Genomic DNA, 26079 nt, shown 5'->3' with positions numbered 1-26079 from the left:
TCGTTCTACTGGAAACGCTTTGGCCGCACGGCCGAGCTGCAGATCAGTAAGGACCCCGAGCATGAACGCCCAAGACTCACTCAAACTGGCTCGACGCTTCATCGAGCTGCCCGCTGCCAAGCGACGGTTGTTTCTGGATGCCATGCGCGGGGAGGGCGTCGATTTCGCGCTGTTGCCGATCGCGCCTGGGGTCGAGGTTGCTGCCCGTGACGCGCTGTCATATGCCCAGCAGCGCATGTGGTTCGCCTGGCGGCTCGATGCCAAGAGTGCTGCCTACAACCTGCCCATGGCAGTCAAGCTCAAGGGGCCGATAGCGCCTGAGGCCTTGCAGCAGGCGCTGGACACCCTGGTGGCGCGACATGAATCGCTGCGCACGCTGTTTCCCGAGGTTGACGACCAGCCACGCCAACGCGTGCAGGCGCAGGCGTCGATCAGGGGCGAGATGTTGGACCTTTCCCACCTGCAGGGCGAGGCCCAGGCGCAGCAGGTCGAGGCCGCATGTGCTGCAGAGTCGGCGGCACCCTTCGACTTGGCCGCCGGGCCGCTGATGCGGGTGCGCTTGCTGCGCACCTCGGCCACCGAGCACCTGTTGCTGATCACTCTGCACCATATCATCGCCGACGGCTGGTCGCTGGGTATCCTGATCGACGAACTGGTTCGGCTTTACGATGCCGCCGTGGCCGGCCAGGCGTCAGCACTTGCGCCGCTGGCCATCCAGTATCGCGATTTCGCCCTGTGGCAGCGCAGCTGGCTGGAAGCCGGCGAGCAGGCGCGCCAGCTGGAGTACTGGTTGGATCATCTGGGCAACGACCACCCCGTGTTGCAATTGCCGAGCGATCACCTGCGTCCGGCGCTGCCCAGCTACCGTGGCGAACGCCTGGAGCTGCAAATCGATGCAGCGTTGGCCCAGCGCCTGCAGGCCCTGGCCAGGCGGCACAACGTCACGCTGTTCGTGGTGCTGCTGGCCGCTTTCAAGACCTTGTTGTACCGCTACAGCGGCCAGTCGCGGGTACGCGTCGGTGTGCCGATCGCCAACCGCAACCGCAGTGAAGTGGAGGGGCTGATCGGTTGCTTCATCAATACCCAGGTGCTGCAGACCGACATCGATCCGACTCAGGGTGGTGCGCACCTGCTGAGCCAGGTCAAAGCCTGTGCGGCGCAGGCGCAATCGCACCAGGACGTGCCGTTCGACCAGCTGGTGGAAGCGCTGGGCCTGGAGCGCACCGGGGGCGTGAGCCCGCTGTTCCAGGTGCTTTTCAACCATCAGTCGATGGTCACCGACGTCGCCACTGTGCGCACCGCCTCGGGCCTTGAGCTGGAAAAACTCGAGCTGCGCAAGAGCACTGCACGCTTCGACCTTACCCTGGACACCGTGGAGGTTGCCGGGCAGCTTCGCGCCGCCTTCACCTTTGCCCTTGACCTGTTCGAGCGCGACACCGTCGAGGCCATGGGGCGTGATTGGCTGAGCCTGCTGGCCGCCCTCAGCCGCGATGACGTCGCTGCGCTGGGTGACTGGCCGCTGGCGGGCGCACCTGTTGCCGCACCGCAGGTGCTGCCTTATGCCGGCCCGTTGCTGCACCAGCGCGTGACGGCCTTTGCCAAGGCGCAGCCGCAGCGCATCGCCGTTGTCAGTGCCGATGGCTCGCTCAGTTACGGCGAGCTCGACGCGCGCGCCGATCAGCTGTGTGCCCAGCTGCAAGCGCACGGTGTGGTCGCCGATCAGCCGGTGGGCCTGATCGCCGAGCGCTCGGTGAACCTGTTGGTTGGCCTGCTGGCGATTCTCAAGGCCGGGGGGGCGTATGTACCGCTGGAGCCGGGTCAGCCGCAGCAGCGAATGGCATTCATGCTGCGTGACGCACAGATCAAGGTCTTGCTCAGGGCCGAGGACGAGCCTGGCCCGGCCATCGGGGGCGTACAGTGCCTGGCGCTGAACGCGGCAGGTGGCGAGGCAGGGGTGCCCGTGGCGGTTCACTCCGGCAACCTGGCTTATGTGATCTACACCTCGGGCACCACCGGTATGCCCAAGGGGGTCGCGGTGTCTCATGGGGCGCTGGCCAATTACCTTGAAGGCTTGTCCGAGCGGATTGCCCTTGGCGATCTGGAACACTTCGCCATGGTCTCCACGCCTGCCGCCGACCTTGGGCATACCATGCTGTTTGGCGCGCTCTGGGCCGGCAAGACGGTACATCTGCTGCAGCGCGAGGCGGTGCTCGATGCCGACGGTTTCGCCGCCTACCTGTCGGCAAACCACGTCGATGCGCTGAAAATCGTGCCTTCGCACCTGGGTGCGCTGCTCGATGCCTGCGCCGATGCCAGCGTGCTGCCGCAGCGTTGCCTGGTGCTTGGCGGCGAGGCCTGCCCGCCGGCACTGCTGGCGCGTATCGGCACCTTGCGCCCGGGCCTGAAGGTCTTGAACCATTACGGGCCGACCGAAACCACGGTAGGCGTGCTCACCGCCGAACTGGCGGCTGGCGAGGTAACGCATCTGGGCAGCCCGTTGCGCAACAGCCGAGTGCAGGTGCTCGACGCCACGCTGCAGGCGGTGCCCGGTATGGCCAAAGGCGAGCTGTGCATCGCCGGGGCCGGCCTGGCCCGTGGTTACCTCGCACGCCCTGGGTTGACCGCTGAGCGTTTCGTGCCTGATGCCCACGGCGAGCCTGGGGCGCGTCTGTACCGCACCGGCGATGTGGTGCAGCGTGATCGCCAAGGCCGCCTGTTGTACCTGGGGCGCGTCGATCACCAGCTGAAGATACGCGGCTACCGCGTCGAGCCGGGGGAGATCGAGGCGTGCCTGCAAGGCCTGCCGGATGTGGACAAGGCGGTGGTGCGTGCCACCGGCCAGGATGGCAGTTTGCAGCTGCTGGCCTACCTGGTGGCGCCGCGGCTGCTGGCCCGCGAGCGTGATGCCGAGGCGGCACAGGAGGCCGTGCAGCAAGCGCTGAAGTTGCACGTGCAGGCGCACATGGTGCCAGCCCGCGTGTTGTTCCTCGACAGCCTGCCATTGACTGCCAACGGCAAGGTTGACCTGGCCAGATTGCCGCTGCCGGACCAACAACACCCGGTGGCCAGCCACACACCGGCTCAGACGCCACTGCAGATCGACCTGGCCAACCTTTGGCAGGAAGTGCTGGGCTGTCCGCAGGTCGGCTTGGACGACAACTTCTTTGCCCTGGGTGGGCACTCGCTCATGGCCACCCAGATCGTCTCGCGCGCACGCCGACAACTGGGCCTGGATATCCCGTTGCGCCTGCTGTTCGATACGGCTGACCTGCGCAGCTTCAGCCACAGGGTCAGCCAACTGGGCGAGGTGGCCGATGCACCGATCCAGGTGCTCGACCGCCAGGCTTGGTTGCCGGTGTCCCATGCCCAGTACCGCCAGTGGCTGTTCTGGAAAATCCATCCGCACAGCTCGGCCTACCACACGCCGATGGCCGTGCGCATCACCGGTGCCCTGGACCGTGAAGCGCTGGCCCAAGCGTTTTCGGCGCTGGTGTCACGGCATGAATCATTGCGTACCTGTTTCGAAGAGCAGCAAGGTGTGCCTGGCTTGCGCGTCCACGCCAATCTCGCGGTCACCCTTGAGCAGCAGCAGGCGCAAGCCTTTGACCCCGCGCAACTGTTGCAGCAGTTGCAGGCTGACATCCAGCAGCCATTCGACCTTGCCAACGGGCCGCTGATTCGCATGAAGCTGTATCAGCGTGGCGAGCAGGAGCACCTACTGCTCGTGACCCTGCACCACATCGTCTCTGACGGCTGGTCGATGGGCGTGATGGTGCGCGAGTGCATTGCCGTCTACAACCACCATGCCGCAGGGGCAGCGCAGCCTGATTTCGCGCCTTTGCCGGTGCAATACGCCGACTATGCCAGCTGGCAACGCGAGCGCCTGAGCGAAGGCCAGATGCAAGCCCAGCTCGGCTACTGGCAGGCGCACCTGGAAGATGATTTTGCAGTGCTGCAGTTACCTGCCGACCGCCCACGGCCCGAGCTGCAAAGCTATCGGGGCGGACGTCTGGACGTGCGCCTGCCCGCGCAGTTGACGGCGGACCTGCGGCGCCTGGCAGTGCGCTGCAACGCCACGCTGTTCCACGTCTTCCTAGCCTCGTTCGGCCTGCTGCTGGCGCGCTACAGCGGCAACGAGAAGATCAACATCGGCGTGCCCATGACCAACCGCAATCGCCTGGAGCTCGAAGGGTTGATCGGGTTCTTCGTCAACACCGTGGTGCTGCGGCTGAGTGTGGACTACAGCGTCAGTTTCGAGCAGTTGCTGGCCCATACCAAAGAAATCAGCCTGCAGGCCCAGGCCAACAAGGACCTGCCATTCGACGCTCTGGTCGAGGCGCTGCAGCCAGAGCGCGGCATGGGTTACAACCCGTTGTTCCAGGTGATGTACAACCACTTGCGCGATCTGGGTGAGCAGGTGACCGGGCAAAGCTTGAATGGCCTGCAGGTAGAGGAGGTGGACCTTGACGAAGGCACCGCGCAGTTCGATCTCTCGCTCGACACCGTGGAGCGCTCCGACGGCGTGTTGGCGACCTTCACCTATGCCGTCGACCTGTTCGACCCCTCACGCATCGGGCGTATGGCCACGCACTGGCTGAACCTGCTGCAAGCGCTGTGTGCCCAGCCGCACGCCTGCGTCGATCGCCTGGCCCTGGCCACGGCCGACGAGCGCCGTCTGGTCGAGAGAGACTGGTGCCAGGGGCCTGCAGGGCAATTGAGCGATACCGCCGTGGCCCGCCAGTTCGAAGCGCAAGTGCTGCGCGCACCGGATGCCGTGGCTGTCATCCATGAAGGCCAGGCCTGGAGCTATGCCGAACTCAACCGGCGCGCCAACCGCCTGGCCCATCGCCTGCAAGCGCTCGGCGCCGGGCCTGAGGTGCTGATCGGTGTGGCCCTGGAGCGTGGCCTGGGGATGGTCGCGGGCTTGCTGGCGATCCTCAAGGTGGGCGCTGCCTATGTGCCGCTGGACCCTGACTACCCGGCCGAACGCCTGGCCTACATGATCGAGGACAGCGGCCTGGCCTTGCTGCTGACCCAGGCCAGCCTGAGTGAGCAGCTGGCGGTGCCTGCCTGCGTCACGCAGGTGTGCCTCGACGCGCTGCTCGAAGACGGTGACGCTTCCAACCCGCAGGTCGCCATCGACCCTGCCACGCTGGCCTACGTCATGTACACCTCGGGCTCCACCGGGCGGCCCAAGGGTGTGGCGATCACCCAGGGCGCACTGAGCCAGCATGCCCAGGTGTCGCTGGGCTTCTTCAACCTCAAGCCCAGCGATCGCATCCTGCAGTTCGCCACCTTCAACTTCGACGGCTTCGTCGAGCAGCTGTACCCGGCGCTGATCTGCGGCGCTTCGGTGGTGGTCCGCGGGCCGGAGTTGTGGGGCAGCGAGCGGTTCTACCGCGAACTGATCAGCAATGACATCAGCGTGGTAGATGTGACCACCGCCTACTGGTTCATGCTGGCCAAGGACTTTGCCGAGCACGGCCCTCGCGACTACGGCCGCCTGCACCAGTTTCACGCCGGCGGCGAAGCCATGCCGCCGGAGGGCTTGCTCGCCTGGCAGGCGGCGGGCCTTGGCCATGTAACGCTGCTCAATACCTACGGCCCGACTGAGGCGACCGTCACGGTTACCGCCCACGACTGCGCGCCTTACCTAGGCGCCACGGCGCAGGCGCTGCCACCGGTGATGCCGATCGGCCGGGTGCTGGCCGGGCGCAGCATCCACCTGCTGGATAACAGCGGCGGTGCTGTGCTCAATGGCGCGGTCGGCGAACTGATGATCGGCGGCGAACTGCTCGCCAGGGGCTACCACCGGCGACCTGGCCTGACCGCCGAGCGCTTCATCCCCGACCCGTTCGGCGCCCCCGGCAGCCGCCTGTATCGCTCCGGCGACCTGGCGCGCTACCTCGACGATGGGCAGATCGAATATGCCGGGCGCATCGACCATCAGGTGAAGATTCGCGGTTTCCGTATCGAGCTGGGAGAAGTCGGCGCGCGCCTGTTGGAGCACGCCAGCGTACGTGATGCCCTGGTCATCGACGTCGATGGGCCGCTGGGCAGGCAACTGGTCGGCTACCTGGTGCCTGCGGTGGCAGACGTCGCCCAGGCCAGCGTGCAAACGCAACAGGACCTTCTGGCGCAGTTGCGCACCGACCTTCGCAGCAGCCTGCCGGACTACATGGTGCCTGCCCACCTCATGTGGTTGCCCGAGCTGCCCCTGAGCCCGAACGGCAAGCTGGACCGCAAGGCGCTGCCGCAACCCGATCTGGCCCAGCTTCAGGTGCGCTATGTGCCGCCGTACAGCGATACCGAATGCAAGGTCGCAGCGATCTGGGCCGATGTCCTGCGCATCGAGCAGGTCGGGCTGGACGACAACTTCTTTGAACTGGGTGGTCACTCGCTGCTGGCGGCCCAGGCCCTCTCACGTATCAACAGCCAACTGGGCATCGATATGCCGATCCGTCTCATCTTCGAAACACCGGTTCTGCGGGCCTTTGCCCAGGCGCTGGAAGGCGCGGGCCAGGCCCTGACCGAAGAAGGCCTCGCCGGTATCGAACAACTGATGAATGAATTGACTGAGGCTTGAAATGGACAAGACAACCGCAGAACGCATCGCCAGACGTTTCGTAGCAATGCCGCTGGAGCAGCGCCGCCAGGTGGTCGAAAAAATGAGCGCTGGCGGCCAGAGCTTCCGCCTGCTGCCAATTGTCGCCAGCCGTCATGACGTGGCGCGTATCCCACTGTCCTATGCCCAGCAGCGGCTGATGTTTCTCTGGCAACTGGAACCGACCAGTGCGTTCTATAACGTACCGATGGCGGTGACGCTCAGGGGCGAGATCGATGTCGGTGCCATGGCCCGAGCCCTGGAGCTGCTGGTGCAACGCCACGAGACCCTGCGAACTCGGCTGGTCATGGACGAAGGGGAGTGCTATCAGCAGGTGCTGGAGCAGTCGCCGGTGGTCCTGGAGTGCGTCGAGGTCCAGGCGCACGACCTCGATGGCGCAGTGCGCGACGAACTGCGTCGCCCCTTCGACCTGTTCGCAGACCCGTTGCTGCGGGTCAAGCTGCTGCGTGTGGGTGCCACCGAACACGTGCTCACGGTGTGCATGCACCACATCATCAGCGATGGCTGGTCGAGCGAGCTGATGGTGCAGACGTTCGTGTCGTTCTATGACGCACTGCTGGCCGGGCAGGCGCCGAACCCTGAAGCGCTGCCGATCCAGTACGCCGACTACGCCATCTGGCAACGTGCCTGGCTGGAAGCCGGTGAGGGCGAGCGGCAATTGCGTTACTGGCAGACCCAGCTGGGCGATGAACAGCCGTTGCTCGACCTGCCGCTGGACTACCCACGCCCTGCGCAGCCCAGCTACCAGGGCGCGGTGGTGCGCGCCGACCTGCCGCCCGCGCTGTCCAGCGCGTTGCGCAGCCTGGCCCAGGCCAATGGCCAGACCTTGTTCATGGTGCTGCTCGGCGCCCTGGCCGTGGTGCTGTCGCGCCACAGTGGCCAGCACGACATCCGCATCGGCGTGCCCAATGCCGGGCGCAACCGCAAGGACCTCGAAGGGCTGATCGGTTTCTTCATCAATACCCAGGTCATGCGCGTGCAGGTGGATGAACAGGCCACCTTCAGCGAGCTGTTCGCCCAGGTCCGCCAGGTGGTGGCCGAGGCCCAGTCGCATCAGGAGCTGCCGTTTGAGCAACTGGTCGATGCGCTGGCCCCAGAGCGCAACCTCAGCCATAACCCGCTGTTCCAGTTCAAGCTCAACCAGAACGTCGCGGGTGAAGCTGCCGGCGGCGAGCAGCGCAAGACCCTCAGCGGTCTGCAGGTCGAGGAGTACCCGTTGAGCGGCGCCGATGCGCGTTTCGACCTGGCCTTCGACTTCACCGATGGCGCCGACGGTATCCAGGCGTACTTCACCTATGCAACCGACCTGTTCAAGGCCAGCACCGTCGAGCGCCTGGTGACGGCCCTGCACACGTTGTTGCAGGACATGGTCGCGGCACCTGCCAGCCGGCTGCTGGACTGTGTCGGTGATGCCGATGCGGTTTTGCACGGTGAGCCCGCGAGCTTCCCTTGCACGGACTTTCTCAGCCTGTTCCGCCGGGCGCTGGCCAATGCCGGCGAGCGCCCCGCGCTGCGTGCGGGCGCGGAGCAGTTGAGCTATGCCCAGCTCGATCAGCGTTCGAACCAGTTGGCGCACCACCTGCTGGCAATGGGCGTCAAGCCGGGCGCAGTGGTTGCCTTGTGCCAAGAGCGCTCCATCGAATGGGTGACCGGCCTGCTGGCAGTGCTCAAGGTGGGGGCGGCCTTTCTGCCATTGGACAGCGCCCAGCCGGTCGAGCGCCTGGCTCAACTGGTGACGGACAGCCAGGCCGTGCTGATGGTGCACGACCCCAAGCTTGCCCTCGGTGGTTTCGCCGCGTGCCCGGTATTGCCTTTCGATGCTGCCGCCTGGCGACAGTGCCCGACGACGCCGCTGGCCATCGAGGTCTGCGCCGCCCAACCGGCCTATGTCATCTACACTTCCGGCTCCACCGGCCAGCCCAAGGGCGTGGTCGTTGCCCACGGCATGCTGGCCAACTACGTGCAGGGCATCCTGCAGCGCCTGCAGTTGCCAGCCGACGCCAGCATGGCGATGGTCTCGACCGTGGCGGCGGACCTGGGGCACACCGTGCTGTTCGGCGCGCTGGCATCCGGCCGTCTGCTGCACCTGATGTCGCGTGAGCATGCCTTCGATCCGGACGCCTTCGCCAGCTACATGGCGGAGCATCAGGTCGACGTACTGAAGATTGTCCCCAGCCACCTGCAGGCCTTGCTCCAGGCCAGCGATGCAGCCAGCGTGCTGCCGCGCAAGCTGTTGATCGTCGGCGGTGAAGCGAGCCCGTGGTCGCTGGTGGAAAAGGTCCGCCAGCTCAAGCCGCTGTGCCGCATGGTCAACCACTACGGCCCTACCGAAACCACGGTGGGCATTCTCAGCCATGAAGTTGGCGCGAGCGAACCGGACCTGCGCTGCGTGCCGGTCGGGCAACCGTTGGCCAACAGTCATGTGTACCTGCTCGACAGTGGCCTGAACCCGGTGGGCGAGCGGGTTGCCGGCGAACTGTACTTGGGCGGACAGGGGGTTGCTCAAGGCTACCTCGGCCGGCCCGCCATGACCGCCGAGCGCTTCGTGCCGGACCCACACGGCGATGGCACGCGGGTCTACCGTACCGGCGACCGGGCTCGCTTGGCGCAAGGCCAGGTGGAATTCCTGGGCCGCGCCGATGATCAGGTGAAGATCCGTGGTTACCGCGTCGAACCGGGCGAAGTCGGTGAAGTGCTGCGCGGGCTGGAGGGCGTGCACGAGGCCGTGGTCTTGCCGCTGGCACTGGAGAGCGACCCTGCACGTCTGCAGCTTGTGGGCTATTGCGTGACCGCACCCGACGTGGCGGCCAGCGCATTGCTGACGCAACTGCAGGCCCAACTGCCGGACTACATGGTGCCGGCCCACCTGGTGTTGCTCGAACAGCTGCCGCTGACCGCGAACGGCAAGCTCGACAAGCGTGCCTTGCCCAAGCCCGAAGTGGCCGGCAAGGCTTACGTAGCCCCAGCAGGTGAGGTCGAGGAAAAGCTGGCGGCGATCTGGGCCGATGTGCTCAAGCTGGAACAGGTCGGTAGCACCGATAACTTCTTCGAGCTCGGTGGCGACTCTATCCTCAGTTTGCAGATCATCGCCCGCGCCAAGCGCCAGGGCATCAAGCTGACCCCCAAGCAACTGTTCGAAAAACAGACCGTCGCGGCCTTGGCCCAGGTGGCCAGGGTCATCCAGGACAAGCCGCAAGCCGCTGTGGTTCAGCCCGAGGCAGACGGCCCGCTGCCGTTGCTGCCGATCCAGGCGCGCTTCTTCGACACCGCCATCGCCCAACGCCATCACTGGAACCAGTCGGTGCTGCTCAAGCCGCTGCAAACATTGCAGGCGCAGGCGTTGGACAAGGCGCTGCTGGCGCTGGTCGATGAACATGAGGCGCTGCGCCTGGCATTCACTGAGCACGCCGGAAAATGGCAAGCTGCACCGCGTACGACACCGGTGCAGGCCCTCCTGCAGGTAGTCACTCTGGACAGCCTTGCAGCGCTCGAAACCGCCGCCAACGAGGTGCAGGCCAGCCTCGACCTGGCCCGTGGCGAGCTGTTCAGGGCGACATTGTTCGAACTCGCCGATGGTCAGCAACGGCTGTTGCTGGCGGTGCATCACCTGGTGGTGGATGGGGTGTCTTGGCGCATCCTGTTCGAAGACCTGCAGACGGCCTACCAGCAGGCTAGCCTAGGGCAGGCGGTGAGCCTGCCGTCCAGGTCGGCACCCCTGCGCCAATGGGCGCGACAGCTTGATGACTATGCGCGCAGCGAAAACCTGCAGGCTGAACGTGATTACTGGCTCCAGGCCGCGCAGCAGCCCGCGGGCGAGCTGCCTTGCGATAACCCGCAAGGCGAATGCAACCTGCGCCAGGCGGCGCATGCCACCACCCGCCTGGACAAAGCCTTGACCCACAAGCTGCTCAAGGTCGCGCCAGCGGCGTATCGCACCCAGGTCAACGACCTGCTGTTGACGGCGTTGGCCCGCGCCTTGTGTGACTGGAGCGGCCAACCGTCGGTGAGTATCCTGCTCGAAGGCCACGGCCGCGAGGACCTGTTCGACGACCTCGACCTGAGCCGCACCGTTGGCTGGTTCACCAGTCTGTTCCCGGTGCAACTGACACCGCTGCCAAGCGTGGCGGCCAGCATCAAACACATCAAGCAGCAGTTGGCCGAGGTCCCGGCCAAAGGTATCGGTTACGGCGTGCTGCGTTACCTGGGCGAAGCCGCGTTCGCCCAGCGCCTGGCTGCGTTGCCGCAGCCGCGGGTGACCTTCAACTACCTCGGCCAGTTCGATGGCAGCTTCAGCGAGCAGGGCGGTGCGCTGTTCGTGCCCGCCAACGAGAGTGCCGGCCGTAGCCAGGACGAGGATTCACCGTTGGGTAACTGGTTGAGCGTCAATGGCCAAGTGTACGACGGTGAGCTGCGCCTGGACTGGACCTACAGCCGCGACATGTTCCACGAGGCGACCATCGAGCAACTCGCCAGCCGGTATCAGCAGGCGTTGCGCGAGGTCATCGAGCACTGCGTGGAACCTGAGGCGCAAGGCATTACGCCAAGCGACTTCCCACTGGCCGGGCTGAGCCAGCAGCAACTGGATCGCCTGCCGGTGGCCGCGCGCGATATCGAAGACATCTATCCGTTGTCGCCGATGCAGGAAGGGCTGCTGATGCACACCTTGCTCGAACCGGGTTCGGGCATCTATCTGATGCAGTATTGCTACCGCGTCGACCACGCCATTGATGTCGGCGCGTTCAGCGAAGCCTGGAAAGCGGTCATTGCGCGCCATGACGTGCTGCGCACCTCGTTTTGCTGGGACCTGGGTGAGCGCATGGTGCAGATCGTCCATCGCCGCACCGAGCCGGCATTGCGCCTGCTGGACTGGCGTCACCTGGCTGAAGATCAGTACGAACAGGCCCTTCAGGCCGAACTGGAAGCGGAGCTGCGCCAGGGCTTCGATATGGCCAAGGAAGTGCCGTTCCGCCTGCGCCTGATCCTGCTGGATGCCGACCAGTTCGGCTTCGTCTTCAGCAACCACCATGTGCTGCTCGATGCCTGGTGTCGGATGGGCGTGGTCGATGAGTTCTTCAAGGTCTACCAGAGCCTGACCACCGGTGTGCCGGTACAACTGCCGACGCCGCCGCGCTACCGCGACTTCATCGCCTTGCTGCAGCGATGGGACCGTGAGGCTTCGCGTGATTTCTGGCGCAATGAGCTGCAAGGTTTCGAGCGGCCGACCGCGCTGCCGTTCGACCGCAGCGCCAGCGCCGAGCACAACCATGCAGCAGTGGCCGATGAGCTGGTGTACCTGACCCGCGAGCAAAGCGCGCAGGTGGCGCAGCGCGCCCAGGCGGCACAGTTGACGGTCAACACCCTGGTGCAAGGCGCCTGGGCACTGTTACTGCAACGCTACAGCGGCGACCGTGACGTGGTGTTCGGGGTGACCGTGGCCGGTCGGCCGGTGGAATTCCCCGAGATGCAGGCTACCGTCGGGCTGTTCATCAACAGCATCCCGCTGCGGGTCCGGTTGCCGGGCGCCGAAGCCGGCGTCACGGCCAAGGCGTGGCTCAAGTCACTGCTTGACCACAACCTCAACCTGCGCGAGCACGAGCACTTGCCTTTGGTGGATATCCAGGCGTGCAGCGAGGTCGGTAGCGGTCAGGCCCTGTTCGACAGCCTGTTCGTGTTCGAGAACGCGCCCGTGGAGTCCAGCGTTGGCGCCCAGGCTTCGACCATGAAGGTCAAGGCTGGGAGTTCGCGCACGCACACCAACTACCCGCTCACCGTGGTGGTGTACCCGGGTGAGGTGCTGGGCCTGCACCTGTCGTATGACCAACGCCTGTTCGACAGCGCGACCATCAGCGTGCTGCTGGCTGACTTCCGGGCTTTGTTGCTGGCCTTGAGCGAGCAGCTGGACGCGGACTTCCATGCTGTGGCCGCCGCCCTTCCTGGCAGTGCCCCGGAGGTGCCGACCGCGCTGCCCGAGGCCTACGAGCAGGGCTATGCGCGGCTGTTCGACGCCACTGTGCAGCGTGCCGGGCAACTGCCTGCGGCCGCTTGCCAGGGCCGTGAATGGAGCTACGCCGAGCTGGATCAACGGGCGCGACGCCTGGCGGGTGTACTGCAGGGCAATGGTGTGAGCGTCGACCACCTGGTCGCTGTGCTCGGTGAGCGTGACCTGTCGTTGCTGGGCATGGTGGTCGGGGTGTTCCAGGCGGGTGCCGGTTATCTCTCGCTGGATCCGTCCTTGCCGGTGGCGCGCCTGGCCGATGTGCTGCGCTTGAGCCAGGCGCGGGTGCTGGTGTGCGATGAGCATTGCCTGGGCTTGGCCCAAGCGATGCTCGAAGGCTTCCAAGCGCCGCCGACCTTGTTGGTCTGGGAGCAGGTGCAGGCACACGCCGCGCCGGCACAGATGCTGCACCTGCCCATCAATGCCGCCAAGCTGCTGGCCTACGTGATCTTCACTTCCGGTTCGACCGGTGTGCCTAAAGGCGTCATGGTCGAACAGGCCGGCATGCTCAACAACCAGCTGAGCAAGCTACCGTACTTGGGCCTGCGGGGCAGCGATGTGATCGCCCAGACGGCCTCGCAGAGCTTTGATATCAGCGTCTGGCAATTGCTGACGGCGGCCCTGTGTGGTTGCCGCGTGGAAATCTTCCCCGACGCCGTGGCGCAGGATCCGCAGGCGCTGCTGCAACAGGTCGAGGCCACGGGCGTGACCATCCTCGAATGCGTACCGGCGATGATCCAGGCCATGCTGGAACTGCCAGCCCGGCAATTGCCACGCCTGCGTTACCTGCTCACCACTGGCGAAGCCATGTCACCGGCACTGGCCCGCCGTTGGCGCGAGCGCTACCCGCAGGTCGAACTGGTCAACGCCTACGGCCCGGCGGAGTGTTCCGACGACGTGGCGCTGTACCGGGTGCGTGATGACGCAAGCTCCGTGCACCTGCCGATCGGTACCGCGACCGAGCACAACCGCCTGCATGTGCTCAACGACCTGCTCGAACCGATGCCGGCCCGGGCCACCGGCGAGTTGCATGTGGCCGGCGTAGGTGTCGGGCGCGGTTACCTTGGGGATCCGGTGCGCACGGCATTGAGCTTTGTCCCCGATCCGTTCGCCAGCCGCCCGGGTGAGCGTCTGTACCGCAGTGGCGACCTGGCGCTCGTGTGCGCCGATGGGCAGACCCTGGAGTATGTAGGACGCGCCGACTTCCAGGTGAAGATCCGCGGCTACCGCATAGAACTGGGCGAAATCGAATCGCGCCTGCTGGCCCATGAAGGCGTGCACAGCGCCGTGGTAGTGGATGCGCAGGTGGCCGGTGGCAAGCAGTTGGTGGCCTACTGGGTCGCCCGCGATGCCTCGGTCGCCGCAGCCGAGATGCGCAGCGTGCTGGCCGACTATCTGCGTGCCAGCCTTCCGGGCTACATGGTGCCGGCACTGTGGGTGAGGCTCGACAGCCTGCCGCTGACTGCCAATGGCAAGCTCGACCGCAAAGCATTGCCGGCACCGGACGCGAGCACCGCTCAGCAGCGCTACCAGGCACCGGAAACGTCGTTGCAGCAGCAATTGGCGCAGGTCTGGAGCGAGGTGCTGGGCGTCGAGCGGATCAGTCTGGGCGATGACTTCTTCGAGCTGGGCGGGCACTCGCTGCTGGTGGTGCAGGTGGTGGCGCGGGTGGGCCGCGAACTGGGCATCGAAGTCAGCCTGCGATCGTTGTTCGAGCACCCGACCCTCGGAGCGTTCAGCGAGGCCGTCGAAGCGTTGCAAGGGCAGGGCGCGTCGATTCAGGACGAGTTGGCTAAATCCTTGGCCGCCTTGAAACGTCTTACTGCAGAGGAGATCGACGAGTTGACCCAGTAGCGCTCTGCGGGCCCGGTATGACCGGGCCCGGCTCGTCAACTTCAGTACACCCAGAGCCGGCAGCCGTCCGGCTCTTTCATTTGTTCGGCAGCATCATGAGCCTGTCGCGGGCTGGCACGTTCCGCAGGCAAAGACCGGTGCCCTGGTAGGAGATGTTCAAGTGCAAGCATTGCTCGATTCCGTGGAGTCACTGTCGTCCCGGGAGCGCAAGGCCCTGGCCGCCTTGCTCAAGCAGCAGGGTGTCAACCTCTACGGGGTGACGCGCATCTTCGCCCGCGACCCGGCCGACCCGACCCCGGTGTCCTACGCCCAGGAGCGGCAGTGGTTTCTCTGGCAACTGGACCCCGCCAGCGGAGCCTACAACATCGGTGCGGCGCTGCAGCTGCAGGGGCGGCTGGATATCGAGGGCTTGCGCGGTGCCTGCCAGGCGCTGATCCAGCGCCACGAAGTGCTGCGCACCACGTTGCGACAAGACAGCGACCGCGTGGTGCAGATCATCCACCCGCAGATGCCGTTCGAGTTGCTCATCGAGCCGCTCATCGGCATGAGCGCGACCAGCGACGCCTTGCGCGAGCACGTCGAGGCGTGCATCGCCAAGCCGTTCGATCTTGAACAAGGGCCGCTGTTGCGGCTGAACCTGCTGCCGCTTGGCGAAGACGACCACGTGCTGGTGCTGACCGTGCACCATATTGCCGCTGACGGCTGGTCGATGCCGATCTTGATCAACGATTTGGTACAGTGCTACGAACGCCTCAGCCAGGGGCAGGCACCGAATCTGCCGGCCCTGCCGGTGCAATACGCCGACTATGCCATTTGGCAGCGCAACTGGATGGAAGCGGGTGAGCAGGCGCGGCAGCTGGCTTACTGGAAGGACACCCTCGGCGGGGAGCAACCGGTGCTCAGCCTGCCGACCAATCGCTCCCGGCCGGTGGCGCCCAGCGGGCGCGGCGCGCGGGTGGGCATCGAGATCGATGCCGTGTTGCTGCAGTCGCTCAAGGCGTTGGCCAATGCCCAGGGTGTAACCTTGTTCATGCTGTTGCTGGCATCGTTCCAGACCTTGCTGCACCGCTACAGCGGCCAGCCCCAGGTGCGCGTGGGCGTACCGATCGCCAACCGTAACCGCAGTGAAGTGCAAGGGTTGATCGGTTTCTTCGTCAACACCCAGGTACTCAAGGCCGACTTCGCGCTGCACAGCCGCTTCATCGATGTGCTGCAACAGGTCAAGGAAACCGCGTTGCAGGCCCAGGCGCACCAGGACTTACCGTTCGAACAACTGGTGGAGGCGCTGCAACCGGAGCGCAGCATGAGCCACAGTCCGCTGTTCCAGGTGATGTTCAACCACCAGGCGCAAGCTGCCAGCGACGCCCATGCCCAGCTCAGTGGCTTGCAGGTGCGTGGGCTGGAGTGGGACAGCCGCACCACTCAGTTCGACCTGACTTTGGACACCCGTGAGCACGCCGATGGACTGTTCGCGTCATTGACCTATGCCACTGACCTCTTCGATGTCTCGCGCATCGAACAGATGGCGCGGCACTGGCGTAACCTGCTGATTCAGGCCTGCCAGGACCCGCGCAAGCGTGTGCTGGAGCTGGCGTTGCTGGAGCACGACGAGCGCGAGCGCATCCTCGGCCAGTGGAATCAGACGCAGATGGCCTATCCCACCAAGCTCGGCGTCTATCGCCTGTTCGAACAGCAGGTGTGTCGCACGCCCGATGCCGTGGCGCTGCGTTTTGGCGAGCAGACCTTGAGCTACGCCGAACTCAACCGCCAGGCCAACCAGTTGGCCCACGCCCTGCGCGAGCGTGGCGTCGGCCCTGAAGTGCTGGTGGGTGTGGCGATGCCGCGCGGGCCGCGCATGCTGGTGGGCCTGCTGGCGATCTTCAAGGCAGGGGGCGCTTACGTGCCGCTCGACCCGGACTACCCGGCCGAGCGCCTGGCCTACATGATCGAGGACAGCGGCCTGGGGTTGCTGCTGACCGAGCAGGCTGTGCTGGCAAGGCTGCAGGTGCCGGCCACGGTCGCCAGCCTGTGCCTGGACACTGATACCGCGTGCTACGCCTCGGCTGCCGCAGAAGACTTGCCGCTTGACGTCGATGCCGATCATCCCGCCTATGTCATCTACACCTCAGGCTCCACCGGCCGGCCCAAAGGCGTCACGGTGCGCCACGGTGCCCTGGTCAACTTCCTCACCAGCATGGCCGTCCAACCGGGTATCGCGGCCAGCGACCGGGTACTGGCGCTGACCTCTCTGTCCTTCGATATCGCCGGCCTGGAGCTGTACCTTCCGTTGCTGCACGGGGCCAGCGTGGTGCTACTGGCCGACCAGCAGAACAAAGATCCCTTCGCCTTGCTGCGGGTGATCGAGCAACAGGCGGTGAGCGTGATCCAGGCGACACCGTCGACCTGGCGCATGCTGCTGGACAACGCCCCGCCCCAGGCCCTGCGTGGCAAGCGGGTAATCAGCGGCGGCGAGGCCTTGAGCAGCGAGCTGGCCCAGCGCCTGATCGACCAGGCAGGGCATGTTTGGAACCTCTACGGACCGACCGAAACCACCATCTGGTCGGGTATCGAGAAGGTCACCGACAGCCGCCAGGTGTGGTTGGGCAAGCCGATCGGCAATACCACTTTCCACGTCCTCGACGCCCAGTTCGACGCGGTGCCGGTGGGCGTGAGCGGCGAACTGTTCATTGGCGGCGATGGCCTGGCGCGCGGTTACCTGAAGCGCCCAGGGCTGACCGCCGAGCGCTTCATCCCCAACCCGCACGGCCACGGCCGGCTGTATCGCACCGGCGACCTGGTGCGCTACCGCGACGATGGCGTGCTGGAGTACATGGGGCGCATCGACCACCAGTTGAAGATTCGCGGTTTCCGCATCGAGTTGGGCGAGATCGAGGCCAGCCTGCAGGGCTTCGGTGCGGTGCGCGAAGTGGCCGTGATCGACGTCGACGGGCCGCTGGGCAAGCAGCTGGCAGGCTATATCGTGCCGTACGATGCCAGCCTGCTGCAGGCTGATGCCGAGGTTCAGGAAACCCTGCGCCAGGCACTCAAGGCCCACGCATTGAAGTCGATGCCGGACTACATGGTGCCGACCCACCTGGTGTTCATTCCACGCATGCCGCTGACCCCCAACGGCAAGCTCGACCGCAAGGCGCTGCCGGCGCCTGACCTTGCCGCCGCCCAGCGCCAGTACCAGGCGCCGACCAGCCCGCTGCAGCAAGCGCTGGCGGCGATCTGGGCCGATGTGCTGAAGGTCGGGCAGGTTGGCTTGAGCGACAGCTTCTTCGAACTGGGTGGCCATTCCTTGCTCGCGTCGCAGATGATTGGCCGCGTGCGCCAGCAACTGGCGCTGGAAGTGCCGCTGCGCAGTGTCTTCGAGGCCCAGGACCTGGCGGGCTTCGCCGAGCGGGTGGCGGCTGCCACGACGGGTGCGCAGCTGCCGGCCATCGCTGTGGTGCCACGGGGAGAGCCCCTGGCGCTGTCGTATGCCCAGCAACGTCAATGGGTACTGTGGCAACTGGAGCCGCACAGCGCCGCCTACAACATCGCGTCGGCCCTGCACTTGCGCGGGTCGCTGGATGTGGCGGCGCTGCAGCAGGCCTTCCAGGCCTTGGTGGCACGCCACGAAAGCCTGCGCACCACTTTCGTCCAGGTCAACGGCGAAGCGCGCCAGGTGATTCACGCCCCCGAGGCGCAGGGTGCATGCCTGCGCCAGGCGGATGTCGATGCTGTCGAATTGCAGGCCACGGTCGAGCAGTTGGCCCGTGAACCCTTCGACCTGGTAAACGGCCCACTGATCCGCGTTGACCTTTTGCGCCTTGAGGCCCAGGCGCATGTGCTGGTGATGAACCTGCACCACATCATCACCGATGGCTGGTCGATGGCGGTGCTGGTCAACGAGCTCGTGGCGCTGTACCAGGGCTATCGTCACGGGCAGGCCGTCGAACTGCCCGCGCTGGCGGTGCAATACGCCGACTACGCGGCTTGGCAGCGCCAATGGCTGGAGGCGGGCGAGCAAGCGCGGCAGCTGGCCTACTGGGAAGCACAGTTGGGCGGTGAACAGCCGGTGCTGGAATTGCCGACCGACTACCCGCGCCCGGCGCAGCCAAGCCGCGCTGGCGGCCAGTTGAGCCTGGCGCTGGACGCGCCGCTGGTGCAGGCACTCAGGCGGCAGGCCCAGGCCCAGGGCGTCACCCTGTTCATGTTGCTGCTGGCCAGCTTCCAGACCCTGCTGCATCGTTACTCGACTCAGCCGGACATCCGCGTGGGCGTGCCGGTGGCCAATCGCACGCGCGGCGAAACCGAAGGGGTGGTGGGCTTCTTCGTCAATACCCAGGTGCACAAGGCCGAGTTTCACCTGCGCCTGCGTTTCGTCGAGCTGCTGCGCCAGGTGCGCCAGACCGCGCTGGATGCCCAGGCCCATCAGGACCTGCCGTTCGAACAGTTGGTCGCCGCCTTGAAACCGGACCGCAGCCTCAACCAAAACCCGCTGTTCCAGGTGATGTTCAACCACCAGGCCGAGGCCAAAGGCGCGCCACGGGAAGTGCCGGGGCTGCAGATCGAGGCCGTCGACTGGCAGGTGCACAGCACCCAGTTCGACCTGGCGCTGGATACCGCCGAGCACGCTGACGGCATGACGGCAGCTTTTACCTTCGCCACCGAACTGTACGACCGCCAGACCATCGAGCAAATGGCCCGGCACTGGCGCAATCTGCTCCAGGCCATCAGTCGCGACGCCAACCAGGTGGTCGCGCAACTGCCGATGCTGGATGATCTCGAGCAGCAGTGCATGCTGCATGACTGGAACGCGACCGCAGTGGCCTACCCGCAGGCGCGCCTGGTGCATCAATTGTTCGAGGATCAGGCCCAGCGTCATCCGCAGGCGCCGGCGTTGATTTTCGCCGATGCCACCCTTAGCTACACCGAACTGGATCAGCGTGCCAACCGCCTGGCGAACAAACTGCGTGAGCAAGGTGTCGGCCCGGAAGTGCTGGTTGGCGTGGCGGTGGAAAGAAGCCTGGAACTGGTGATAGGCCTGATGGCCGTGCTCAAGGCCGGGGGCGCCTATGTACCGCTGGACCCGGATTACCCGAGCGACCGCCTGGCCTACATGATCGAGGACAGCGGCATCGGCCTGCTGCTCAGCCAGCAAGCATTGGCCGAGCGCCTGCCGGTGCCGGCAGCGGTACGTATCCTGTGCCTGGACCAGGACGCGCAGTGGCTGGCCGGCTATGCCGACACCGCCCCTGAGGTGGACGTTCGCCTCGCCAACCTGGCCTATGTGATCTACACCTCCGGTTCCACAGGGCGGCCCAAGGGCGCGGGCAACACCCACGAGGCGCTGCTCAACCGCCTGCAGTGGATGCAAGGCGCCTATGGCCTGGATGCCAGCGACACGGTGCTGCAGAAAACCCCGTTCAGCTTCGATGTGTCGGTGTGGGAGTTCTTCTGGCCGCTGATGACCGGCGCGCGCCTGGCCGTGGCCTTGCCCGGCGATCACCGCGACCCGCAGCGCCTGTGCCAGACCATCATCGACCACCAGGTCAGCACCCTGCACTTCGTGCCTTCGATGCTGCAGGCCTTCATGGCCAGCGCCGAGGTCGAGCAGTGCCGCAGCGTTCGCCGCGTGGTGTGCAGTGGCGAAGCGCTGCCGGCCGTGTTGGCCCAACAGTGCCGCGAGCGCCTGCCTCATGCCGGGTTGTACAACCTGTACGGTCCGACCGAGGCCGCCATCGACGTGACCCACTGGACCTGCGGCGACAAGCAGGGCTTCAGCGTGCCGATCGGCCAACCGATCGACAACCTGCGCACGCACATCCTCGAACCCGACCTGCTGCCCGCTGCGCGCGGCGTCAATGGGGAGCTGTACCTGGCCGGCATTGGCCTGGCGCGGGGCTACCACGGTCGCCCGGCACTGACGGCTGAACGCTTCGTGCCCGATCCGTTCGATGAACAGGGCGGTCGTCTGTACCGCACTGGCGACCTGGCGCGCTATCGCCCGGACGGTGTGATCGATTACGCCGGGCGTATCGACCACCAGGTAAAAATTCGCGGCCTGCGTATCGAGCTGGGTGAGATCGAAGCACGACTGGCCGAGCACGCCCAAGTGCGCGAGGCAGTGGTGCTGGCCCAGGACGGCCCGAGCGGCAAGCAACTGGTGGGCTATGTGGTGCCGATGGCTGCCGAGCAGGCCGAGCCGGGCAGCGAGGCGGGCCAGCGACTGCGTGAGCAACTGGCGTATTTCCTCGGTCAGGGCTTGCCCGATTACATGGTGCCGGCGCACCTGATGCTGCTCGCCAACTTGCCGGTCACCGCCAACGGCAAGTTGGCGCGCAACCTCTTGCCGGCACCGGATTTCAACGCCGCCAGGCAGGTGTATGTCGCTCCGCGCACGGCGCTGGAGCAGCAACTGGCGTCGATCTGGGAGACGGTGCTGAACCTGCCCCAAGTCGGTATGCAGGACAACTTCTTTGCCCTGGGAGGCGATTCGATCATCGCCATCCAGGTGGTCAGCCAGGCCCGGCAACTGGGGCTGGACATTGCCCCGCGCGACCTGTTTCTGTTGCAGACCATTGAGCAGCTGGCGGCTCGGGTAGGCCAATGGCAGATCGTCGAGCAGCCGTCGGTTGCCCTGCACAGCCTGACTGAGCAACAGGTGCAGGCATTGCCCCTGGAGCATGCTGGGGTCGATGGCCTTTACAGCCTGTCGCCCATGCAGCAGGGCATGCTGTTCCTGAGCCTCAACGGCCGCCCTGAAGACCAGCTGTACATCAACCAGTTGAGCGTACCGGTACAGGGCCTGGTTGCCGAGCGCCTGCGCCAAGCCTGGGAAACGGTGGTGGCGCGCCACGACGTATTGCGCACCGGCTTCCTTTGGCAAGACCTGGATGAGCCATTGCAGTACGTGATGGGGCAGTTGCCACTGCCATTGCGTGAGCTGGACTGGCGCGGTCGTGGCGATTGCGCGCAGGCGCTGGAGGCACTGGCCAACGAAGAGCGTGAACGCGGCTTCGACCTGGCCAGGCCGCCGCTGCAGCGCATGCTGCTGGTGCGCCTGGACGATCAGCGCCATCAACTGATCTGGACCTACCACCATATCTTGCTCGATGGCTGGAGTACGTCGCAGTTGATGGGCGAAGTCCTGGCCTGTTATTCGGGGCAGACGCTCGACAGCGTGGTGCCTTACCGCAACTACATCGGCTGGCTGCGCCAGCAGGATCCGCGCCACAGCGAAACGTTCTGGAAGCAGCAGCTGGCCAGCCTGCAGGAGCCGACCTACCTGGCCGATGCCTTCGCCAGCGGTGAGCGCGGCAGCGGCCACCAGGCCCTCTACAGCCGTTTCAGTGTCGCGCAGACCGAGACGTTCAAGGCCTTCGCACAATCCCAGCGCATCACCCTCAACACCTTGGTGCAGGGCGCCTGGTTGTTGCTGCTCAGCCGCTACAGCGGCCAGCGCAGTGTCAGCTTTGGCGCCACGGTGGCGGGGCGCCCGGCCGCCTTGCCGGGTGTGCAGAGCATGCTGGGCCTGTTCATCAACACCCTGCCGGTGATTCATGAGGTCGACCCGCAGGCGCAGGTCGGGCAGTGGCTGCAGCAGTTGCAGCGCATCAACCTGGAGCTGCGTGACCACGAGTACACCGCACTGGGCGAAATCCAGCGCTGGGCCGGGCGCAGTGGCCAACCACTGTTCGACAGCATCATCGTGTTCGAGAACCAGCCTCTGGACCGCACCCTGCGCGAGTGGAAGGACGACAGCCTGCAATTCGGCGATGTCGGTGGCTCCGGCCTGACCGACTTCCCGATGGACCTGATGGTCATCGTCGAAGACCAGTTGATCATCGAGTACATGTACCTGCGCCAGTGCTTCAGCGAGGAAGCGGTGGCGGGCATTCGCGCCAACATGGAGGCGCTGCTGCAGGCGCTGTCGCTGGACGGCCGGGCGCGCCTGGGCAACCTCGGGCTGCTGCCCGGCGCGCCCCTGCGTGCGCTGACGCCTCCAGCGCAACAGGCGCCGCTGCTGGTCCACGAGCGCATCGCGCAATGGGCGCAGCAGCAAGGTGATGCCGTGGCGGTCAAGGTCGATGGGCAAACCCTGAGCTTCGCCGAACTCGACCGCGCCGCCAATTGCTTGGCACATGCTCTGATTGCTGAAGGCGTGGGTCCTGAAGTGCGGGTGGGCGTCGCCTTGCAACGTACCCCACAGATGATCGTCGCCCTGCTGGCGGTGCTCAAGGCTGGCGCAGCCTATGTGCCGATCGACACGGCGTACCCCGCCGAGCGCCTGAGTTACCTGATGGAAGACTCCGGCGTCGCGCTGCTGGTGTCGCAGACCGCGGCCCTGGCGGGCCTGCCGAAATTGGCCAACGTGCATGCCTTGAACCTGGACAGTTTCGACCCCGCGCAGTGGCCAGGCCATGCACCCCAGGTAACGCTGCAGGGTGAGAACCTGGCCTACGTCATCTACACCTCCGGCTCCACCGGCAAGCCCAAAGGCGTGGTGGTCAGCCATGACGCGCTGGCGATGCACTGCCAGGCTATTGGTGAGCGCTATGAGATGACCCCCGCCGACTGCGAGCTGTTGTTCATGTCGTTTGCCTTTGACGGCGCCCACGAGCGTTGGCTCACCGCATTGACCCACGGCGGCAGTGTGCTGCTGCGCGGCGATGAGCTGTGGACCCCGGAGCAGACCTGCCAGGCACTGCATCGCCATGGCGTGAGCGTCGCAGCGTTCCCGCCGGTGTACTTGCAGCAATTGATCGAGCAGGTACGCGAGCACGGCAACCCACCGCCGATGCGCATCTATTGCTTCGGCGGTGATGCGGTGCCGCAGGCCAGCTATGAACAGGCGCATGCCTACTTGCAGCCGCAGTACATCATCAATGGCTATGGGCCGACCGAAACCGTGGTTACCCCGACGATCTGGAAAGCCGCGCCACAGCAGCCTTGCGGCGCGGTCTATGCGCCAATAGGTACGTTGGTAGGGCAGCGTAGCGCCTATGTCATGGACGTTGACCTGAACCCACTGCCGCCCGGTGTGGCGGGAGAACTCTACCTGGGCGGTACCGGCGTGGCCCGCGGCTACCTGAACCGCCCGGGGCTGACCGCCGAACGCTTTGTCGCCGACCCAGGCAACCCGGGTGGGCGCCTGTACCGTACCGGTGACCTGGTGCGCCAGCGGGAGGACGGCACCTTCGATTACCTCGGGCGCCTGGACAATCAGGTCAAGGTTCGCGGTTTCCGCATCGAACTGGGCGAAATCGAGGCGCGCCTGGCCGACATGGACCCGGTACGCCAGGCGGCGGTGGTGGTGCGCGACGGCCCCAGCGGCAAACAGCTGTTCGGCTATGTGACCCTGGCCGAGGGACACGCTCAAGGCATTGCCGAGCAATTGCGCGAGCGGCTCAAGCAAGAACTGCCCGAGTACATGGTGCCGGCGCAGCTGATGGTTTTGGAGCGGATGCCGCTTAGCCCCAACGGCAAGCTCGATCGCAACGCGCTGCCTGCGATGCAGGCGTTGCGTGAACATGTGGCACCGCGCAACGAACTGGAGCTGGCCATCGCGCGCATCTGGCAGGACGTGCTCAAGGTTGAGCAGGTCGGTATCACCGACAACTTCTTCGAGCTGGGCGGCGATTCGATCCTCAGCATGCAGGTGGTGGCCAAGGCCCGTGGGCTGAAAAAAATCGGCTTTACCCTGCGCCTGCGTGACCTGATCCAGAAGTCGACCATCGCCGAGCTGACCGCCGTGGCGGGCAAGCACAGCCCGCTGTTGTCGCTCAACGCCCCTGTGGCTGGCCAGGCACCGATGTTCTGCGTGCATGCCGGGTTTGGCACGGTGTTCGATTACGAACCGCTGGCCAGGCGCTTGAATGGACGCTGCCAGGTCATCGGCATCCAGGCGCGGCAGCTGCTCGACGGTGCCTGGCAGGAAGCGTCGCTGCAGAGCATGGCCAGCGACTACGTTGCCTGCCTGCGTGAACAGCAGCCGCATGGCCCGTACCGCTTGCTGGGCTGGTCGCTCGGCGGCACCTTGGCGTCACTGATGGCGGCGGTGCTGGAAGGGCAGGGTGAGCGCGTGGAGTTGCTCGCGCTGCTGGACAGCTTCGTGCCCAGCACGCAAACCCACCTGCAAGTCGATCATTGGCTGGACGATTTGAACGAGCTGTTGCAGGCCACCGTACCCTCGGCGCAGCCCGTGAAGCGTGATGTGGCGCTGCCGGAAGGCGAGGGGAGTGCGCGGGCGCTGATCACGCAGGCACTGGGCAACAGGCAGGGGGCGACGGGGTTGGGCGTCGATGAACTGACCCAGGTGTTCATCACTGCGCGCAGCCTCAAGCGCCTGTCGCGTGAGCTGCACACTTGCCAGCCCGTGCAGGTGGTACCGCACAGTTGGTGGGTAGCGGGCCGTGACGATGAGCGCGAAGCCTTGGCCGCGCAGCTTGGCCAGGCCCTGGACACTGCGCGGCTGCTGGCCTGTGGGCACTTCCAGGTGCCGCATGAGGCCACCCTGCTCGACGACGTACAAGCGCTGCTCGAACCCAACCTCACGCACGCCTGCGTCATTGAACTTTCATGAGCTTTCGGGGCCGCCAGCGCGGCCCCTCTGGAGAATCGAACGATGTCCCTGAACCCTGACCTGGCGGCCTACCTGCAACTGGTGGAGGCCGGACGCAGCGCCGGCAAGGTGCTGCCCATGCATGCCCTGGCGGCGGACGAGGCGCGCCGCCAGTTCGAAGAGTCCTCGGCGCTGATTGCGGGCAAGGCCGACGAGCCGGACTGCATCAGCGACCTTTCGTTGACCACCCGCGATGGCCATACCTTGCCGGTGCGCTTGTACCGCCCGCCGCAGGCCGACCCTGCACTGGCCGGCGCGGCGCTGCTGTACCTGCATGGCGGCGGCTACGTGGTGGGCAGCCTCGATTCGCATGACACGCTGTGCTGGAACCTGGCGCAGGATGCCGGGGTGCCGGTGATTGCCGTGGGCTACCGGCTGGCGCCGCAGTGGCGTTTCCCGACAGCCAGTGACGATGCCCTGGATGCCTGGCGCTGGTTGGTCGAGCAGGCCGAGGCGCTGGGCATCGATGCGCAGCGACTGGCGGTGGTGGGCGACAGTGTCGGTGGTAGCCTGGCTACCATTCTGGCCAACCAGTTGGCTGCGCAGCGCGAGCTGCCGGCACCGCGCCTGCAGGTAATGATCTACCCGGTGACCGATGCCAGTTGCCGGCGGCCTTCGGTGCAGCGCTATGGCAGCGGTTACCTGCTTGAAGCGCAGACCCTGGAGTGGTTCTACCAGCAATACGCCACGGTGCCGGCAGACCGTCACGATCCGCGTTTTTCACCGTTGCTGGGCAGCGTCGCCAGCAACAGTGCACCTGCACTGATGCTGATTGCCGAGTGCGACCCGCTGCATGACCAGGGTGTCGCTTATGCACGGCACTTGGAGCAAGCCGGGGTGGCGGTGCAGCTTGCGGTGATCCCGGGAGTGACCCATGACTTCATGCGTATGGGTTCGATCATCGAGGAGGCCGACGAAGGCCTGGCGATGGTGGTCGAGGCACTGCAGCAGCATCTGTAAGGGAGCCTTTCAGGCATCCATGAAAAAACCGCA

Annotated in this window: 4 protein-coding genes; all 4 read left to right on the top strand. The window is 65.7% G+C overall.

What is annotated here, in order from left to right:
• The first annotated feature begins 61 nt into the window (after positions 1-61).
• The 4 genes from ACF8O8_RS06750 (at position 62) to ACF8O8_RS06735 (ending at position 26046) form a co-directional block, all read left to right on the top strand.
• The gene (locus ACF8O8_RS06750) at positions 62-6586 is read left to right on the top strand and encodes an amino acid adenylation domain-containing protein (protein ID WP_392509416.1); all 6525 of its coding nucleotides are present in this window, start codon (positions 62-64) and stop codon (positions 6584-6586) included.
• A 1-nt stretch (position 6587) separates the two neighbouring features.
• Positions 6588-14474, top strand: a complete 7887-nt coding sequence (locus ACF8O8_RS06745; RefSeq protein ID WP_392509415.1) for an amino acid adenylation domain-containing protein — start codon at positions 6588-6590, stop codon at positions 14472-14474.
• A gap of 160 nt (positions 14475-14634) precedes the next feature.
• Positions 14635-25047, top strand: coding sequence for an amino acid adenylation domain-containing protein (locus ACF8O8_RS06740; RefSeq protein WP_392509414.1), 10413 nt, complete (start codon positions 14635-14637; stop codon positions 25045-25047).
• A gap of 42 nt (positions 25048-25089) precedes the next feature.
• Positions 25090-26046 carry an alpha/beta hydrolase gene (locus ACF8O8_RS06735; RefSeq protein ID WP_010954973.1) on the top strand — a complete coding sequence of 319 codons (957 nt, stop codon included), beginning with the start codon at positions 25090-25092 and terminating at the stop codon, positions 26044-26046.
• Positions 26047-26079 lie beyond the last annotated feature (33 nt).

The organism is Pseudomonas sp. TYF_14, assembly GCF_043105275.1.
GTDB lineage: Bacteria > Pseudomonadota > Gammaproteobacteria > Pseudomonadales > Pseudomonadaceae > Aquipseudomonas > Aquipseudomonas alloputida.
The sequence above is the reverse complement of the archived record's forward strand: the minus strand, read 5'-3'. Positions and strand labels throughout refer to the sequence as shown.